This window comes from Chitinophaga rupis, from assembly GCF_900109685.1.
In the GTDB taxonomy this organism is placed as follows: domain Bacteria; phylum Bacteroidota; class Bacteroidia; order Chitinophagales; family Chitinophagaceae; genus Chitinophaga; species Chitinophaga rupis.
This window is the reverse complement of the sequence record NZ_FOBB01000002.1, coordinates 217,195-235,677: the sequence shown is the minus strand read 5'-3', so window position 1 is coordinate 235,677 and position 18,483 is coordinate 217,195. Positions and strand designations below refer to the sequence as shown.

The following is an 18,483-nucleotide window of genomic DNA, read 5'->3' as shown; positions in this document are numbered from 1 at the left end:
AAGCCGGCCGGCTCAGGGTGCAATGCCATATACATCATCGTAAAACCGCAGCTGTTCTTCTTCGTTTAGCCAGGCAGTATTATACAATATAAATACCCAGGCTGGCTCTGTTAAAGGAAATGTAATGGGTTTCCCGGTTGGGGAAGCTGCTCTTGTAATCAGGGTATCTATAACAACAGCCTGTTCTTTCAGCAAAATACGGGCTAACACTGCGGCCTCCTCCACTCTTACGCAGCCATGGCTAAAGAAGCGCTGGTTCAGCATGAACAGGCTTTTCCAGGGCGTATCATGCAGGTATACACTAAAGGGGCTATAGAAGTTCAGCTTTATAATACCCAGCGAATTATCACAACCGGTATTTTGCCGGATAACATAGGGGAAATAACCAGGGCTGAGGGTATGCCATTTTACATTGAAGGGATCTACGGCCCGGCCACTTTTATCCAGCACCTCAAACCCGTTTGCTTCCAGGTAACCGATATCCTGCTGAATATGGGGTAATAATTCTTTGGTGGCTATCTTATAGGGTACCATCCAGTAAGGGAACAAAATAACCTCTGTAATATGACTGCAAAGTGTAGGCGTTGGCGTGCTTTTTTTACCTGTGATCACCCGGGAGTGAACCAAAGGTGTATCCTGCCGGTACATAACCAGGTCGCCGGAAGGAATGTTCACTATAACGGCAGCCTGCTTTTTAGCGGCAGATAACCACCGCTGAACATTTAACGCCTGGTCAAGGGCCTGCAATCTTGCCGCAATGGGTACATTCAGCGCCTTCAGTACACTGCTGCGTAAGGAGCCATCATCCAGCAGGTTAAACATCCGCTGGGCATATCTTAGCCTTACCTGCGGCACAGTAAGCTTTCCTGTTACCTGCATGGTATCCGGAATGCCCAATTGCTTTAACCTGAGCAGCAAAGGCCGGTTGCTGCTATCTACGTTAGCAGCCCTGACCGGAATTTCTTTAAAAGCAGTGTCTGTAACCTGGTTATAAAGGAAGGCGATCTTATCCTTAATAAGATGATAGGCCGGGTCATCAGGCTCTGTTTCCCGCAAAAAAGTATCAAAGGTATTAGTTAACAGGGAGGCGGCCAGCATTGCGGATATGTCGCTCTCTTTTCTGGGATCATAAGCCGGGCCGTTAAATTTCACCGGCGGTCCTTTAAACCAGCCATAGGCTACATCGCTAAAAAACTGAATGGCGATGGCCGTTACCTGCTGGTCTGTTAAAACCGAATCGGCCCCGGTGGGCGGGATGACAGGCATCCCATCTAACAAACCGCTTAACAGCTGCGGCCTGTAGCTTTGCGGCTGCAGGCCCAGGTATGGCGCTTGTGCTATATAACCTGCCAGCAATAAAAGATTTTTTCTTCCGGCTGCATTTACCCAGACCAGGTTGTTGCCGGTTGCTTTGTAAAATGCAGCCGTTGCTGTTCTTACCTGCGCATGAGAGCTAAGTGCCGCTGGCAGGAAAACCATAAAACAGGTAAAACGTATAATGGTTTTCATACAACTTTCAGGCTGCCGTACAATTTGAAAACATCTTCTTTCTTAAACAATTGTGTACCCGCATTCATGGTTGCCGCGCTGCCGCAGGCTACTCCGAATTGCACACAATCACTTAACGGAGCGCCCTGAACCAGCATGTAGGCGATACCCGCCACCATACTGTCGCCCGCCCCTACGGTACTGAGCGGAACGATCTCCGGCGCCGCAATATGCTCGCTGCTGTCTTTTGTGATTAACCAGGCTCCTTCCGGCCCCATGGATACCACTAATACCTCACAGTTACTTTTTGCAATAACGTCCCTGGCTACACGCTCAATTTCATCTATTTGCAGGTATTCCCTGCCGGCCAGGCTGCAAAGTTCCGTAAGGTTAGGTTTAAGCAGGTACACACCTTCCTGCAGGGCTAATTGCAGGGGCCTGCCGGAAGTATCTGCAATAAATTTTATGTTGCGTGCCTTTGCAATGCGGGCAATGCGCGCATAAAAGTTATCCGGTACACCCGGCGGCAGGCTGCCGCTGGCCACTATGAGCTGCGGAACGGGATACACATTGCTGATAGCATGCAAACACTTTTCAATTTCGTCTTCGCTCATCGGTCCTCCGGGTGTTACAAAACGGTATTGTGCATTTGTAGCAAGTTCTGTTACTGTAAAATTCTCCCGCGTTTCTGCCGCCGTGTGAACGGCATCATAACGGATATGTGCTGCTGCCAGCAGCTGCTGCAATAATTTTCCATTGGTACCGCCCTCAGGGAAAACAGCCAGGCTTTCACCACCCAGCAGTTTTATAGCCTTGCTCACATTAATACCGCCACCACCTGCTTCAACCAGCGGCTCTGTACAACGTAATTTTTTGTCCCGGATCAACTTGGGCAGAGTGGTTGTTCTGTCTATTGCAGGGTTTATGGTAACTGTAAGGATCATGGCTTGATTATTTTACAGGTTGTTTAAGCATATCTTTATCAATGGATACTGATGGTATCCTGCATTGGTCTCTGACCGTATTTATCAGGCTTTGCAGGTGCGCCTCTTTTACTTCATCATAGTCTTGCATTACGATGGTTTCACCTTTTTTCTTTCCCAGCCAGGCTCCAATCCTGAGCAACAAACGATCTGTCCAGGAGAGCTTCTTAAACACCAGCCGGCCCGGCAAAAAATGAAAAGAGCAACGTTGCCGGATCAGTAGCGGCACATTTTTTTCAATATACTGCTCCAGCTTAGCCCGCTCATTTAACGGCGTACCACATACCACGAAAAAAAACAGTTTTTTATCCAGCAGTAACGCCTCGTTGTTAAGCATCCACTCACCCAGCTGCAGCTTACCGATGTAAATGCTGCTGCCCATGATCACGTAATCTGCCACCGCAAATGCGGAGGGCCTCTCATCCCCCGCAGGGAACACCGGTAATCCCAGAGCATCGCCCAGCCAGTCTGCATATTGCAGTGTGGCTCCATACTTTCCTTTATAGATTATAATACCTTTCATAACAGGTGTATTTAAGGATGTGTAATAAATACAGGGATATCCATGCTGCGCAAAACATTCTCTGCATTGCTATGCTGGAAAAAACGGAACAGCGTGCTCCTGCCAAAGGCCCCGTAAGTTACCAGGCAATTCCTGTGATGGGACAGCAGGTTTAAAAATTCTGCCGCAGGATCGCCATTCAGCACGGTATATTTTACCTCGTCATAGTGGTAGTCCAGGTAACCCAGGACCAGGCTTTCGTTCGGCAAAGTGCTGCGGTTGCCCTCTGCCACATATACCAGGTTTACAGGTACATCACTAAGGTCGGGGAATAGTTGTGTGAACTGACGGATGGCATACATGGAAGAGAACGTGCCGTTATAGGAGAAAATGAGCTCTTTAATCCGGATGCTTTTTTCCGGCAATACCATCACGGGGCATTGCGCCTGTACCAGCACATCTTTTACGAACTGTGGCGGCTTGCTGTCATACAAAGTAGCAAAAGAAGTGCTGCTGCTTATCAGCAGCAGATCTGCAAACCGGCTTTCCTCCACTACTTTTTGCACAGGTGAGCCAATGGACTCATGCAATGTAAACTCCACTTCACCATCGCCACAGATAGTGAACAGATAATCGAGATGCTCTTTCCGCAGGCGATCCCGTTCATCCATACTCTCCTGCAACAGCGCCTGGTAGTTTGCTGTGTAGGCCTCAGGGTAAGCGCTGGCCAGTGGTATGCCGCCTGCAATAATGTTTTCGAGAAATACAATGCTAAGCTTGCCGTTCACTTCCCTGGCAATGAGTTTCAAATTACTTAACAGCTCTTCGGAAAAATTCAGCATATCAATAGCAGCAACGATCTTTTTCATAGCAATTGGGTTTTATAATGTTATAAGTTAAATGCGGCATAGATCAATGTCCGTGGATAATCGGGGTACATGCCGGCTATCAGCACCCGGCCTTTAAAGTTTTTCAGGATATTAAAGAGATCCTCCTGCGAGGTCACCGGCAGGTTATTTACTTCGGTGATAATAAAGCCGGGTTCAATACTGGTGCACTGGTCTATTGTACCATTGTTCAAACTAACCACGCGCAGGCCTCCGTTCAAATGAAGCTGGGTTTTCTCCTTTTCAAACACCTCGGCTACTTCAATGCCCAGCTGCCGGAAAAGCAGGTCCATTCCCAGGGCCGCGCCGGATGCCGTATAGTCCTGTGCATCCAGCACCACTGCCTGTGAACGGGCTATGCCATTGCGTTCGAGGGTTAGGGTCACCTGGTCGCCGGGGTGGTGCAGCATCAGCTCATGGTTTAATGTTTCAACTGTGGTTACGGGCCGGCCGCCAAAAGCAGTAATGATATCCCCTTTTTGCATGCCGGCTTTCTCAGCGGCGCCATTCTTTGCAAGCGCGCCGATATATGCACCGCGTACCTGCGGCATCTCCAGGAGATGTGCAGCCAGGTAGGATCGGCGGTTGCGCCCATAGCGGATCAGGTCATTGCTTACCTTCACCACTATCTCTGCCGGAATGGAAAAGGAATATCCGCTATAATTGCCATCACGGGTAAAGTTGCCTGCGCTAAGGCCTATCAGCTCTCCCTGCATATTTACAAGGGCGCCGCCGCTGCTGCCATCATTAGTTACGGCGTCTGTTTGAATAAAAGCATATTTACCGGGCTTACCATCCTGCGTACGAACAAACCGGGATCTTGCGCTGATAATGCCGGCGGTTACCGTAGACGGCAGGTTTAGCGGATTACCTATTGCCAGCACCCAGTCGCCTTCCTCCAGGGAATCCGTACGGCCGGCTTTCACGAAAGGCAATAATCTCTCTGACTCTATTTTTAATACTGCCAGGTCTGTCATAGAATCTGTGCCCACAACTTCTGCGCGGTAAATACTATGATCATAGAGAATGGCATCCAGTGAGCGGGTACCTTTTACTACATGATAATTGGTTACAATATACCCATCGTCGCTTAGCAGCACGCCGGAGGCGCTGCCTACCAGCTCGCCTTCCGGTGGCTGGTAACTGTTATTCCAGATATCCTCGCTTCGCAGCTTTGAATCCGGTTTAACCGGCTTTTTTATATTCGGCTGATAGGTGCACAAAATATGTACTACCCCCGGCAACGCCGTATGCGCGGCATGCCGGAAGCTAAAACCTGCGTTGCCTGCTAATTCACCGCCGGGCACCGGGTTTACTGCCGGCTGCCGCTGCGTTTCCTGCAGGGAAATAACCGGGGCGGGATCCGCTTTAATAACCACTTTCTTTTCCTGGGCAAAACCCGCCATAACCGGCAGGCAGGCCAGTGACCATGTTATAAGCCGCAATATTGTTGCTGCACCGGTTGTTGTAGCGTGTTGGGACGTGTTATTGCTTTTACCCGTTTTCATAAAGCAGTATTTAAAGTGAATAATCGCAGCACTAAATTATACTTACCCTATGCGCCGGTAAATGACGGCAGCCGGTTTGCGGGCTGATTATCGTCATGCACGCTGCATCCGGCCGCATTGACAATAATCAAACCTTTCACTGACAGTTATCATTTGGCATACCATCCTGCAAAGCGAATTTTATGGCCTTATTCCTCCATTATGACACGCACCTATCTTAACCTTCGTATCCGGTTCATACTGGCAACCACCATTTGCTGCTGCAGCTGTAAGGATCAGCCACCGGTGGTGTACCCGCAAAAACGCGAGCTGGTTGACGCCGTGTATGCCTCCGGGAAAATTGTTGCGGAAAACGAATACAGCCTGTTTGCGCTCAGCAACGGAAGGATTATAAAGAAGCTGGTGCGGGATGGCGACACCGTTCATAAGGGACAGGTGTTGTATGTGATCTCCAACGATGCGGCACAGGCGCGGCTGGAAGCAGCGCAACAAGGTTATAATGTGAGCGTTACTAACCTTTCCGCACAGTCCCCTTTACTGAACGATCTGCAGCTATCCCTGCAAAGCGCCAACATCCGCCTGCAGAATGATTCCATCACTTATTTCCGGTGGAAGCGGCTATGGGAAAAACAGATCGGCTCCAAAAGCAATCTCGATAACACCTTCAGCAATTACCAGCTTTCCATGGCACAGCAAAAAATAGCGGAGCAGAAGTACCGGGCGGCGCTGAATGATGCACGCCTTTCCCGCAGCAGCGCCGGAAGCAACCTTTCTACAGCCAGGCATGACCTGCAGGATTATTTCATTAGCAGCCAGGCAAACGGAGTGGTGTACCAGACCTTTAAGGAAACCGGCGAAGCAGTACGCAATAACGAGATAGTGGCGCTTATGGGCACACGGGGCCCAAAGCTGCTGCGGCTTGCGGTAGACCAGCAGGACATTAACCGCATCAGAACCGGCCAAACTGTGCTGGTACAGGCTGATGTAACAGGCAGCACCATATTCCCTGCAGTAGTTACACAAATATTCCCGGTAATGAATGAGGCCGACCAAACCTTTCGCGTGGATGCACGCTTTGTGCAACCGCCTCCTGACCCTTACATACACAGCTCCGTAGAAGCCAATATTATTATTCAAAGGAAAAAGAATGCGCTGGTGCTGCCGCGGGATGCGCTGGCGGCAAAAGACAGTGTGTATATAAGAACAAACCGTAAAAAGAAAATGACCGCGGTAAGCACCGGCATCCTTACGCTGGATTATGTGGAAATACTGGGCGGTATTGACGAAAGAACACCTGTATTGCTGACCGGTAAATAAATAGCTATGTCGTTAGGTCTTAATCTTAATATTGCCCGTGTACAGCTGCTTGCCCGTAAGCGGCAAACGGTGGTGGCCATGCTGGGCGTAACCTTTGGCATTGCCATGTTTATTCTCATGATCAGCTTTATGAAAGGCGTGAACCAGTTCCTGCAGGACCTTATGATGTCTACCACCGCAGACATCCGGATCTACAACAAATTAAACACGGATTATTCCACCTCGCTGGCCGGCCGCTATTTTTCTGACCCGGCAGGCAAATGGATAATTGTACGGCATCCCAAACCGAAACAGGTAAACCTGAATATTAAAAATGCGCCGGGAATTGTGAATGACCTGCGAAAGTCGGACAGGATCCTGGCAGTATCTCCCCTGCTTTCTTCCCTGGTTATTTTCAATTACGGACCCGTGCAGTGGGCGGCCAGCGTGGACGGTGTGGATATTATGGCGGAGGATAAAATGTTTGGCCTGTCGGCAAAAATGATCGCCGGCCGTACGGATGACCTGCTTCGCATGGACAACGGCATTATAATGGGTTACAAGCTTGCAAAAGACCTGAACCTCGCTCCCGGCGACCTGGTAACGCTTACTACACAATCCGGCACCCAGCTGCGCTGCAGGGTGGTGGGTCTTTTTAAGTTCGGCATTTCTACCATGGATGAATTCAGGGCGTATATCAATCTTGCCAGCATGCAGCAGCTATTGGGCAAAGACCGCGATTATATTACCGACATCCGTATAAAACTCAAAGATACCCGCGAGGCAAAAAAGCTGGCTGCAGTTTATGCAAGGAAATACGGTTATACGGCAGATGACTGGGAGGTGGTAAATGCCTCCATCAAGGCCGGCAATACCATCCGTGATACGCTCACCTATGTAGTGAGCTTTACATTGCTGGTAGTAGCCGGTTTTGGTATTTATAACATCATGAACATGGTTATTACCAATAAGCTGAAAGACATTGCTATTTTAAAAGCGCAGGGTTTTACGGGGGCGGATATAATGCAGATATTCCTGTCACAGTCGCTCATTATAGGCATAGCCGGCGGCCTGCTGGGATTATTACTGGGGTTCCTGTTATCGTTTGGCATGTCCAGGGTACCATTCCCGGAAGATGGTTATGTAAGCATAAAATTCTTCCCGGTGCTTTTTGAAAGCCAATATTATTTCTTTGGGATGCTGTTTGGCATTCTTACTACTTTCCTGGCCGGTATGCTGCCGGCCCTTAAAGCAGCTAAAATTGACCCGGTAGCCATTCTCCGGGGATAACACTTATATTATGCAAACACCCGTTCTGGAAGCTGTTAAGCTCAATAAGTACTTTCACGAGCCGCAGGAATTTCATGTACTGAATGATGTATCGCTCACCGTGCAGAAAGGCGAGTTTATTTCTATTATGGGGAAATCCGGATGTGGAAAATCTACGCTGTTATACCTGCTTTCTACCCTGGATACTGATTACGAAGGCACCATTACCATAAACAACACCGTGGTAAGCGGTTTAAATGAGCGCGCGCTGGCACGGTTCCGGAACCGGCACATTGGGTTTGTGTTCCAGTTCCATTACCTGCTGCCGGAGTTTACCGTACTGCAAAATGTAATGATGCCTGCCATCAAGCTGGGGGCGCTGGATACCGCGGCTATTGAACAGCAAGCCATGGAAAAGCTGCAACAAATGCAAATGCAGGATCTTGCCGGCAAGCCGGCGGGCAAGCTTTCCGGCGGGCAGCAGCAAAGGATTGCCATTGCCAGGGCATTGATAAATAAACCGGATATTATAATGGCAGACGAACCTACCGGTAACCTGGACTCCGCCAATACCGCTATTATATTTGACATCTTTCATGAGATTGCGCAGCAGGGTAATACCATTATAACCGTTACACATGATGAAGATTTCGCGCGCAGGTCAGACCGGATCATTCAAATGGTGGACGGGAAAATAACAGGGTGATAAAACACAGGACCAGCGTTGCCGCTGGTCCTGAACGTGTAAATGTATAGCAGGTGTTTTAGTAACAACAGGTATTATTTGTATTTTCCATGATAACCGGCGCCTTTCAGATATTTCCTGTGCAATGCGTCCGGTAACGACTCTTCTCCCGCATCAAAAATTAGTATCAGGCAGGCGATGGCCAGCAAAATACTGCAGGGGAACGCTGAGCCGGCGCCTAAGGGCGCAATACCAATAAGAAAGATCGCAGCCGCTCCCAGGGCAGCTTTCATCCACCCGCGCTTCCATCCTATTAAGGTTCCGGTTATGAGCTGCATAACGGCAATGAACATAATATAGGAGGTTATATGACGGCTGAATGCACCCCTGATAAATGTTTCATACATGGGGGATGCGGTCAGGTCAGCATAGATCAGGTAGCGTTCGGGATAATAAATGGCCAGTATTCCATTATAGCAGCCGGCGCCTAAAAATATCAGGCTTATTATTGCCCGGGTGATCAGGGGTCGTTTTATCGCCAGTATCAGCAATAAAAATGCTATTAAATTGGATAGCATATATTCGGGAGACAGTATATTACCACGCATAAAAAACGGGTTTAAAGAATGAACAAGTAGGTTTATAAAACCTGGAGCCTGGGTACCTGCCTGGGTACATATTTTGGTACAGGTTTGGGAACATGCAGGTAGTGGTTAAACCAGCTGATTGCCTCAGCGGTCACACGCGCAATGGCATCATTTTCCACAAAAAGCTGCCCTGCACCTTTTATCTCCACTAATTTCTTCCGGCACTGCAGCTTTTCCATTGCAAAGCGGTTATGTTCCAGCATATCCTGGTCAAGATCCCCGGCTATTAATAATACCGGCGTTTCCACTTTTGACAGGATATCGTCCGCCATGTCCGGCCGTCCGCCGTGGCAAACCACTGCCAGCACATGCGGGAGGTAGTAGGCGGCCCTTAATGCGGCAGCAGCGCCGGTACCTGCTGCCAGGTAGCCAATGCCCAGATGGGCTGCCGGTTCATAACCTTCCAGCCATTCTGTAACACCAGTGAGCCGGCGGGTTAGCAGCTCAATATCACAACGTGTATAATAATACGCCGCGTCCTCCTGCTCCGTTAGCAGGTCTAAAAGCAAGGTACCATATCCCAGGTGCTGTAATTCGCGCGCTATCTTTTGGTAGCGGCGGCTGAAACGGCTACGGCTGCTGGCATGGCTGAAAACCACGATGGACCCGGCATCCTGGGGGAGTGTAAACTCTCCCTCCAGCATAACCTCGCCCACCGGGATTTTAACTGTATCATGAAAAAAGCATTTCATAAAAAGAGTAGTTAAGTATTATCAGGGTAGAATATTGTGGCGGTATTTATAACAATTAACTGGTAACCTTTTAACCATTTTCTCCCCCAAGATACCTCAATGGCAACTTCTGATAAATGACTGCCGGCAAGAGTTTTACTGATTGTCATCAGCCCGGGATCAGTTCATAACCTCCTGTAACTGCAACTGTGCAAGCCGGGTTTCCCATTGCTTCATTATATACCCGGTTTTTCTCATCAGGTCCTTAAACTCCAATAGTTTCCGTGAAAGGTCTGTAATAATAGCTGCTTCCGTCTTTGGCAATTCGAAACCTGCATTTCCAATATCAGGGGCTATACGCTCATTCAAAAAATCATTCATTATGTCAGTGCTGTCAGCAAATTCCGTTATTACCACCTGTATGTGCTTTATGGTACCAATACTCACCACCGCTGTTTCCTGCTCGAAACGGCCCGGATCACACAGCTGTTTTTCAATATTCTGCTGCACATCGCGCTGGTAAATGAACAGGATACCATTGTAGGTTTCCAGCGCATCTATCATCTCCGCGTAGAACAACAGGTGCATTCCATGGCATTGCCTGGTGAAAAAGGCGCTAACTTCCTTCAGCTGTGTAAGCAGCGCAGCTGCAGCGGGTATGTTTTTCTGCTGCATCATCAGCAACAACACCCGCGCACTCAGGCCATATAGGTTATTTTCAAAATCGTAACAATCCAGCACTCCCTGCAGGTCTTGTACGTTTGCGTAGCGTTTGTATATAAATTTCCCGTATTGCTCCAGGTTTCTGAAAGGGAAAAATTCAAATCCTTCACAAAACTTTTGCTGCAATTCCGGATATGAAAAAGTATGGTTCATAACCTGGATCTTTATTGGTTAAGGATGTGTAATGAACACAGGAATGTTGATGGTCCGCAGAACCGTTTCCGCGTCGCTGTGATGAAAGAACCGGGAAAGCCGGCTTCTTCCGTAAGCCCCGTACGTTACAAGGCAATCGTTCCGGTGTAACAGAAGCGCCAGGAACTCAGCTCCGGGATCGCCATTCAGCACTGTGAACTTCACGTCCTCGTAATGCTCTTCCAGGTAATCCCGCACCAGCTTTCCATGCGGCATCACTTTATTATCGCCTTCTGCAACATATACTACATTCACCCTGGCATCGGAAAAGCCGCTAAAAAGCTGCGTTAGCTGGCGGATGGCGTACATGGAAGAAAAAGAGCCATTATAAGAAAAAACCAATTCTTTAATGGGATGCAACATTTCAGGCAGCACCATTACCGGGCATTGCGCATGTGCCAGCACATCTTTTACAAAGGCCGGCGGGTTGCTGTTACGCAACATAGAAAAGGAAGTGTTCGCGTTGATCAGCAACAGATCTGCAAACCGGCTCTCTGTTATTACCTCTTCCACAGGTAAACCTTTTGCCTCATGCAGTTTGAAATCCAGGTTATTTTCGGCGCAGATCCGGTTAAACTTCTGCAGGTTCTCTTTCAGGATTATGTCCATTTGCTCCCTGGTTTCTGCGGCCATTCTGGCATAATCCATCGTGTACATATCAGTATAGGCATTCGCCAGCTGGAGCTCCTGCACTGTCAGGTTCTCCAGGAATACAACCGTAACACGGCCATTCAGCTCCTTTGCAATATATTCATAGCTTTGCAGCTCTTCCTCCGTAAAATGAAGGGCATTAATAGCAGCAATGATCTTTTTCATAATGATTTGTTTTATTCAGGTCAGATATTATCGGATATTTTTTTTAGCAGCAGCCGGTGACCTTTAGCCAACGGCGGCAGCTCCGGGGGTATGAGCGGCCCGGTGCGGCCAGCGTATATTCAGCAGCAGCGAGCCAAATATCAGGCTAACCACCAGCAGGTTGATCAGCCAGCCAAGTACCGGCACAAGGGAAATAAACTTCAGGACGATGAAAATGCCCAGCGCATTGGAAACCAGCTTCCAGAAATTGTGCTTTCTTCCATAAGCTGCATTTACCCAATTTGCCAGCACCACAGATACAATTACAGATGCCAGCAACAGCAGGGATACATATGCAATGAGCATTAACAGGGCAAGCGGAATACCCACTAGACTAAGAAAAATAATTGTGATAGCAACCGGCGTAAGTATTACAAACAATAGCCCTGTACCGGTAAAGCGGGATACATTGCCGGTAATTGCCTCACCGGCTTTTTGCATGGTTCTACCAAAGAAGTACTGTATAAGTATAATGAATAACAATGCGGTGGCCAGGTACCATATCAATACCAGGAATGATGCAAAACCAAGATAATGCCAGCGGGGCTGGTCCATTTTCAGCGAGGCATCAAAAACAGGCCGCCCGTTTTTAACAGCAGTGCCAAAATCTGCCGCTCCGTTGCCATTCCAGTACCGTACGCCCTTTAGCAATGCGGCACGTGGACCTATATATAACTTTTGCGTGGATATAATTGTATTACCCTTTACAGTGCCGCTGAGATTCAGCTCTACAGCGCGTGCATCCAGCGGACCTTCTACGAGGCCGTTTATTTTCAACAACCTGCTACCCGCCCTAACCATTCCTTTCACAGTACCATCCAGTATAACCTCTCCGCCGCCGGTAAGCAGGTTGCCTTCCACTACAGCGGGCCTGCTTATTTGTATTGTACCCCCGGTGATCACCAGGTCGCCGGCTATTGTATTTTGTACATTTATATTACCGCCTGCACAGCGTACATCATCACCACTAAAACTATTTAAGGTTACATTACCGCCGGCCACCAGGATGTCATTGGTCACCGTATCGTTAATAATAACGGTGCCCCCGGCCACTGCCAGATCGCCATGTACGGGCGCGTTAATAGTCACCGTACCGCCGGCCACATAAACATCTTCATTCACCGGTTTGTCAATTAAGACATGTGAACCGTATAATACACGCTGGCTAAAGCCGGTCGCCGGCAGTGATAAGAGCAGCAGGAATATTAACTTTTTCATGACTTGCAGGTTTATCAGGTGCAATAAAAAACAGGATCTAAAAACATTTACAGGCACTGACACAACCGGAAGATGCTGAGACCGGGTTCAATTCCTGCCCGGGTAACCAGGCAGGAATTGAACCCGGCGCAAGCTGGTGTTATTTTACATCAATGTGCATACTGGCAGTATCGTTCCGGGCTTCTTCTTTCTTAGGTAGCTTCAGGCTCAAAACGCCATCTTCATATTGTGCTTCTATTTTATCCTTGCGGATGGTTTCCGGCAGGTTAAAACTGCGGGAGAAGCTGCTGTAATTGTATTCCTGACGGCTGAACCGCCCGTTCTTTTCTTCTTTCTTTTCCTCAGTTTCCGCACTAATGGTAAGCACATTGCCTTCCACATCAATCTTAAAATCATTTTTTTTCAAACCCGGGGCTGCCATGGAAACCTTGTAGTTGTCCTTATCTTCGCTTACGTTCACTGCAGGAACAGTAGCAGCAAAGGAACGGCCGCCGTTAAAGTCCAGGGACCAGTCTCTCCAGGGTTTAAAAAAATCATCGAATAAAGATGGTAAGGTGGAAGCCTGTTTGGTTAATGTTTGTTGTGACATAATTACCTCCTGTTTTTAATTGGTTAAAAAATTTATAATGCTAAGCTATAGTTAAACTCACCTGTAGAAAATGACTATGCTCAAGTAAACGAATGATCGTCATCAACCCGCCCGCATAGTGGGTTACGGGTTATAGCGTAAGTTCCACCATATAGGGTGCATCAGGATGATCATCATAAATACCCGTGAGCAATACTCTTCCTTTGCAGCTCATTAAAGTGCGCAGCAGATCACCCCTGGAATACACCGGCTGGTTGTTAACCTTAAGTATAATGAACCCCGGTTCAATACAATTGGATTCAAATACGGTTCCCCGCCGCACCTTAATAAGCCTTACCCCGCCATCAATATCCAGCCGGCCCCTTTCTGTTTCTGAAAGATCCGCCAGCTCAATACCCAGCTTGTTCAGCAATGGTGTATATTCCTCGTTTGTTTGCGTTGTTATCTCCTGCTGGCTGTTAAGCCACACGGCAACGTTCAATGATTTTCCGTTGCGTATAGCGGATACAATCACCTTATCTCCGGGGTGATGCAGCATCATCATTTCATTAAACGCGGTTACATTTTTTATTTCACGCCCGTCCACGCGCAGGATCAGGTCGCCCTTGCGCAGCCCGGCTCTCATTCCGGCGCCCTGCTGCAACAAACTATCTACATATATGCCGGGCGCATAAGGCATATCTTTCAGGAAAATGCCCATATAGGCCCTGGAGGCCTTTCCGTAACGTAACAGGTCATTGCACACTTTCCTTACAACTTCCACAGGAATGGAAAAGGAGTAGCCGGTGTAAGTACCGGTAAGTGTAAAAATGCCGGTGTTGATCCCTATCAGCCGGCCGTTAAAATCCAACAGCGCCCCGCCGCTGCTGCCATCGTTCATAACGGCATCTGTTTGTATGAAGGATGAGATGCCGCCTTTTTCTTCCAGGGTGTTAATGCTCCTGGACTTTGCGCTTACAATACCTGCCGTTGCAGTACATTCCAGGTTCAGTGGATTGCCGATAGCCAGCACCCAGTCGCCCACGGCCACAGAGTCTGTGCTGCCAAATGCAACAAACGGCAATCCCCTGGCCTGTATCTTCAATAAAGCCAGATCAGTGAGCGAATCGGCGCCAACCAGCTGCGCATCATAGGTGCGTTTATCAGGCAGCTGCACTTCAACGGATAAGGTATTTGCCGCAACATGATAGTTGGTTACAATATAACCGTCGCTGCTTAGAATTACACCGGATGCGCTGCCGGTATAGTCTTTGCCGGCAGGCCTGTTATTGGTATTAGGCCATAGCTCATCATTATAAAATTTTGAAAACGGATTTATATCCGGGCGTTGATAACCGGGTTTGTATGTAGCCATGATATGTACAACCGCAGGGGATGCTTTAGCTGCAGCATACCGGAAGCTAACCGCTGCCGGCGGTGCAGGGGCGTTAGCAAGGTTTTCAGCAGGCCGCTGTGACTCCTGTTGTTTTTGTTCCAGGGAATTGAAAGAAGGAGTGCCGGCCCGGAAGCGGATCTCTTTTTCCTGCGCATTAACCCGCAGACCGGGCAGATGCGGCAGTACTAATATGGCAGCAAAGAGCAGTACATTTTTCATAACCTGATTTTTTCTAAAGCTATCCTTTTGCGAAGCCGCTCCCAATGATCTGCATCAGCCACCGTTATGACCCCTGTCAAAAACGGCCACAGGTGATGCAGATCAGCCACCTGCCTAATAAGGATCATTGCAGCATAAGCAGATAACAGGTTACTTTGATTACACTAACAACTATTTCAAAAATTAAAATCCTGTTATATGAAATCAGATATTGAACTGCAGCACGACGTGATGGACGAAATATTATGGGATCCTATCCTGCATGCGGCTGAAATTGGAGTGATCGTTAAGCAAGGAGTGGTAACACTGGTAGGAGCCGTGAAAAATTATGCTGAAAAAGTAGCGGCAGAACAGGCAGCTAAGCGTGTGAAAGAAGTTAAGACCGTAGTAATGGACCTTAGTATCAGGATGACCAATGAATCCAAAAGACCGGATAAGGAGATTATGGAGGCCGCCCTGAACGCGCTTAAATGGAGCAGCTTTGTGCCGGAAGATCGTGTTAAGCTGAAAGTAGAAGATGCCTGGATTACCATTACGGGAGAAGTAGAGTGGCAGTTTCAGAAGGAATCTGTTACCAGCGCGGTTGAGCACCTGGTAGGCGTAAGAGGCGTGAGCAATTTCATAAAAGTAAAACCATCGCTCAACGCCATCCTGGTAAAAGATGTAATTAAAAGAGCCCTGGAAAGAAGCGCTGATATTGATGCAGAATCAATTGACATTCAGCTGAGCGGCGGTAAGATATTGCTTACAGGTAAGGTACGGTCATGGGGCCAGCGGAAGGAAGTTGAGCGTGCAGTATGGGCTACCCCGGGCGTAACTGAAGTAACTGATCAATTAACCATTGCTTCGTGATAAGATGGCTGTTTATATTACAGTCTTTTTACCGCCCCGCATTTTTAATACCTTATAGATCTCAAACCAGGCAACTGCCACAAAAGCGGCAAGCAGGCAAAGGCCAAATGCCTGAAGGCTGATGGGAACCAAACCAAAAAGCTCACGTACCGCCGGTATAAAATGAATAACTGCAAGGAACACCAGCGAGCTTAGGAACACCGCTGCTGCCAGGTTATTCTTATACCGAATGGTACGTGTAATGTTTTCTGTAAAAGAGCGGTTGACAAATGTGAGGAAAGTATTGGCAATAAGTAGCAATGTAAATACAATAGTACGTGTAGTTTCAACACTTGCCCGCTGCATGAAATAATAATACAACAACAGCACACATACGGTAATGGCACCACCCTGGACCAGGGTAACCACCAGCTCTTCGCGGCTGAATAAGCCACGCCTGTTTAAAACACCCGCAGTTCCATTGTCCCTGGCTTCCACCGGTTCCCGCTCAAAGAATATGGAACTGGTAGGCCCCATGATCAGCTCCAGGAAAATGATATGGATAGGTGTAAAAATAAATGGGTATTTCCAGCCCATCAATAACGGAACTATAGCAGTAAAAATAATGGGAATGTGAATCCCGGTAATATACCGCACAGCTTTTTTGAGGTTGCTGTATATCTTTCTTCCCTGACGTATGGCTTCCGGTATTTTATCCAGGTCATCATCCGTTATCACAAGATCGGCCGCCTGCCTTGCCAGCTCGGCGCCTTTTTTACCCATAGCAATGCCTATGTGTGCCGCTTTTAATGCCGGGCCATCATTCACTCCATCCCCTGTCATGGCCACCACCTCCCCGCTATCTTTGAGCGCGCTGATCACTTTCAGCTTGGCCTCCGGAAACATACGCGCAAATATCACGGTCTGCTTCACCATATCTTGCAACGCAGCACCATTCAATGCCATCACCTCCTCTCCTGTTACAGCATGCCCGTTAATTTGCATACCTATTTTTGCGGCAATATGCAGGGCTGTGGCCGGGTAGTCGCCGGTGATCATTTTCACCCGGATACCAGCCGCGTATAACCAGCCAATTAAGGCAGCAGCCTGCTGCCTGGGCGGATCGTACAAACTCACCAGCCCTTCAAACTGCCAGTTAAAATCATCCTGGTTATCCGGCAGGGCGCCATCCGGGCATATGGCGGTAGCCACACCCAGTATACGGTATCCCCGTGCAGACATCGCCGTAAGATGCTGCTGCAAAACGGCTGTTGCTGCATTATCAAGCCTGCATACCTGCAGCACATGTTCCGGCGCTCCTTTAGCCACGGCCAGCATTCCGTCTGCATGTGGGTAAACATGCGTCATCATAGGCGGCTGGCCCTCCAACGGGTATTCATGTACCATTTCCGGCAACGGTGGAGCTACATTTCTCTGCTGCTGAAAAGCTGCCAGTATGGCCTGCTCCATATGATCAAAAGGATGCCGTTCACTGGCAAGGGCAGCATAGTAAAGCAGTTGGCTGCCTTCCGGTAAGGGTTGCTGTTCCAGGTCTGTAAGCATGCCGGTGTGCTGGTCATAAACCATTACCACCTTCATCCTGTTTTCTGTAATAGTACCTGTTTTATCCAGGCAAAGAACGCTTACGGCGCCCAGGTGCTCTATGATCTGCGGCTGCCGTGAAATAATGCCCTGGCGTGAAAGGTAATAAGCTCCCAGCGCCATAAAAGAGCTAAATGCAACGGGGATCTCTTCCGGTATTGCTGCCATGGCAAGCGTAAGCCCGGTTAGCAGGCTCCCGGCAAGATCATGGCTTTTAATAAAGCTCACCACAAATATCATAACAAATGCTGCAGCTCCGAATAAGGCCAGCCGCTGCACGGCTTTTTGTACCTGTGCCTGCAACCGGGTGCGCTGCAAAGGGGCGCTCACTATTTGAATGCCCAACCTGCCTAAACGGGTATGATTGCCGGTGGCAGTTATTATTGCGGTACACTTACCGGAGTTGATGGTGGTACCCTGGTACAACTGGTTAGTACCTGTATGGGCATCCTTCAATACCGGCAATGATTCGCCGGTCGTGATGGATTCATTTACCGTAAGATCATGGGCGGAGAGGATAGTGCCATCCGCGGGCACCATCGCGCCTTCGCTCAGTAACAAAGTATCACCGGGCACCAGCTCTTCAGCGGGGATGGTTATTTCCCCACCATCTCTTATAACAGTGGCAAGGGGTGCGGTGTACTGGCTTAACGCATCCAGCGCCCGCGCACTTTTAACATCCTGGTACAGGGAAACGGCAGCTACCAGCAGCATGGCAATCAGCATCATCCAGCCTTCAGTAACATTCCCCAGCAGAAAGTAAAGCAGCGCACATGCTATCAGCAGCAGCATCATAGGCTCTTTAAATATATCCGCAAGCACATTAACTATGGTACGGTTATGTGCCGGCCGGAAGATGTTTTTGCCATACTGCTGCTGTAACCGGGGAATATCCGTTGCTGCAAGTCCATTATCCGGCCCGGTTGTTACACTTTCCATATGC

Annotated in this window: 17 protein-coding genes; 4 read left to right on the top strand and 13 right to left on the bottom strand. The window is 48.6% G+C overall.

Going from position 1 to position 18,483, the window contains the following annotated elements; all coding sequences use genetic code 11:
- Positions 1-12: 12 nt before the first annotated feature.
- The 5 genes from BMZ54_RS08215 to BMZ54_RS08195 are packed head-to-tail and all read right to left on the bottom strand — an operon-like array spanning position 13 to position 5,368.
- Positions 13-1,509 carry a L,D-transpeptidase family protein gene (locus BMZ54_RS08215; RefSeq protein ID WP_089909012.1) on the bottom strand — a complete coding sequence of 499 codons (1,497 nt, stop codon included), beginning with the start codon at positions 1,507-1,509 and terminating at the stop codon, positions 13-15.
- Entirely contained in the window at positions 1,506-2,432 is a 927-nt protein-coding gene (locus BMZ54_RS08210; protein WP_089909009.1) for a 1-phosphofructokinase family hexose kinase, read from the bottom strand. Before BMZ54_RS08210 ends, BMZ54_RS08215 begins: the two co-directional genes overlap by 4 nt.
- Positions 2,433-2,439: 7 nt before the next feature.
- A complete protein-coding gene (locus tag BMZ54_RS08205; RefSeq protein WP_089909007.1) occupies positions 2,440-2,994 on the bottom strand; it encodes a flavodoxin domain-containing protein in 555 nt (184 codons plus the stop codon).
- 11 nt (positions 2,995-3,005) lie between these two features.
- The gene (locus BMZ54_RS08200; RefSeq protein ID WP_089909004.1) at positions 3,006-3,842 is read right to left on the bottom strand and encodes a universal stress protein; all 837 of its coding nucleotides are present in this window, start codon (positions 3,840-3,842) and stop codon (positions 3,006-3,008) included.
- A gap of 20 nt (positions 3,843-3,862) precedes the next feature.
- Positions 3,863-5,368 (bottom strand): trypsin-like peptidase domain-containing protein, encoded by a 1,506-nt coding sequence (locus BMZ54_RS08195; protein ID WP_089909001.1) that lies wholly within the window; start codon positions 5,366-5,368, stop codon positions 3,863-3,865.
- A 201-nt stretch (positions 5,369-5,569) separates the two neighbouring features.
- Between BMZ54_RS08195 and BMZ54_RS08190 the strand changes: the two genes are divergently transcribed.
- Genes BMZ54_RS08190 through BMZ54_RS08180 form a run of 3 tightly spaced genes read left to right on the top strand, consistent with a single transcriptional unit; the run spans position 5,570 to position 8,639 of the window.
- Positions 5,570-6,685, top strand: coding sequence for an efflux RND transporter periplasmic adaptor subunit (locus BMZ54_RS08190; RefSeq protein WP_089908999.1), 1,116 nt, complete (start codon positions 5,570-5,572; stop codon positions 6,683-6,685).
- Between the two features lie 6 nt (positions 6,686-6,691).
- Positions 6,692-7,954, top strand: a complete 1,263-nt coding sequence (locus BMZ54_RS08185; RefSeq protein WP_089908995.1) for an ABC transporter permease — start codon at positions 6,692-6,694, stop codon at positions 7,952-7,954.
- A gap of 10 nt (positions 7,955-7,964) precedes the next feature.
- Entirely contained in the window at positions 7,965-8,639 is a 675-nt protein-coding gene (locus BMZ54_RS08180; RefSeq protein WP_089908992.1) for an ABC transporter ATP-binding protein, read from the top strand.
- 74 nt (positions 8,640-8,713) lie between these two features.
- Here the strand turns inward: BMZ54_RS08180 and BMZ54_RS08175 are convergent, their stop codons facing one another.
- From BMZ54_RS08175 to BMZ54_RS08145, 7 genes are all read right to left on the bottom strand, one after another.
- Positions 8,714-9,226, bottom strand: coding sequence for a hypothetical protein (locus tag BMZ54_RS08175; protein WP_089908989.1), 513 nt, complete (start codon positions 9,224-9,226; stop codon positions 8,714-8,716).
- A 32-nt stretch (positions 9,227-9,258) separates the two neighbouring features.
- Positions 9,259-9,957, bottom strand: coding sequence for a dienelactone hydrolase family protein (locus BMZ54_RS08170; protein WP_089908986.1), 699 nt, complete (start codon positions 9,955-9,957; stop codon positions 9,259-9,261).
- Between the two features lie 159 nt (positions 9,958-10,116).
- Positions 10,117-10,812: a hypothetical protein gene (locus BMZ54_RS08165; protein WP_089908982.1), complete on the bottom strand. Its 696-nt coding sequence runs from the start codon at positions 10,810-10,812 to the stop codon at positions 10,117-10,119.
- Positions 10,813-10,830: 18 nt separating this feature from the next.
- Positions 10,831-11,667, bottom strand: a complete 837-nt coding sequence (locus BMZ54_RS08160; protein ID WP_089908980.1) for a universal stress protein — start codon at positions 11,665-11,667, stop codon at positions 10,831-10,833.
- 63 nt (positions 11,668-11,730) lie between these two features.
- Entirely contained in the window at positions 11,731-12,924 is a 1,194-nt protein-coding gene (locus BMZ54_RS08155) for a hypothetical protein (RefSeq protein WP_143080938.1), read from the bottom strand.
- A gap of 139 nt (positions 12,925-13,063) precedes the next feature.
- Positions 13,064-13,513, bottom strand: coding sequence for an Hsp20/alpha crystallin family protein (locus BMZ54_RS08150; protein WP_089908974.1), 450 nt, complete (start codon positions 13,511-13,513; stop codon positions 13,064-13,066).
- Between the two features lie 130 nt (positions 13,514-13,643).
- A complete protein-coding gene (locus BMZ54_RS08145; protein WP_089908971.1) occupies positions 13,644-15,107 on the bottom strand; it encodes a trypsin-like peptidase domain-containing protein in 1,464 nt (487 codons plus the stop codon).
- A 198-nt stretch (positions 15,108-15,305) separates the two neighbouring features.
- On the opposite strand from BMZ54_RS08145, the gene BMZ54_RS08140 reads away from it, so the two are divergent.
- On the top strand, positions 15,306-15,959 hold the full coding sequence (locus BMZ54_RS08140; RefSeq protein ID WP_089908968.1) for a BON domain-containing protein: 654 nt from the start codon (positions 15,306-15,308) through the stop codon (positions 15,957-15,959).
- 12 nt (positions 15,960-15,971) lie between these two features.
- On the opposite strand, the gene BMZ54_RS08135 is transcribed toward BMZ54_RS08140, so the two are convergent.
- Positions 15,972-18,479, bottom strand: coding sequence for a cation-translocating P-type ATPase (locus BMZ54_RS08135; protein WP_089908964.1), 2,508 nt, complete (start codon positions 18,477-18,479; stop codon positions 15,972-15,974).
- Between the last annotated feature and the right edge of the window lie 4 nt (positions 18,480-18,483).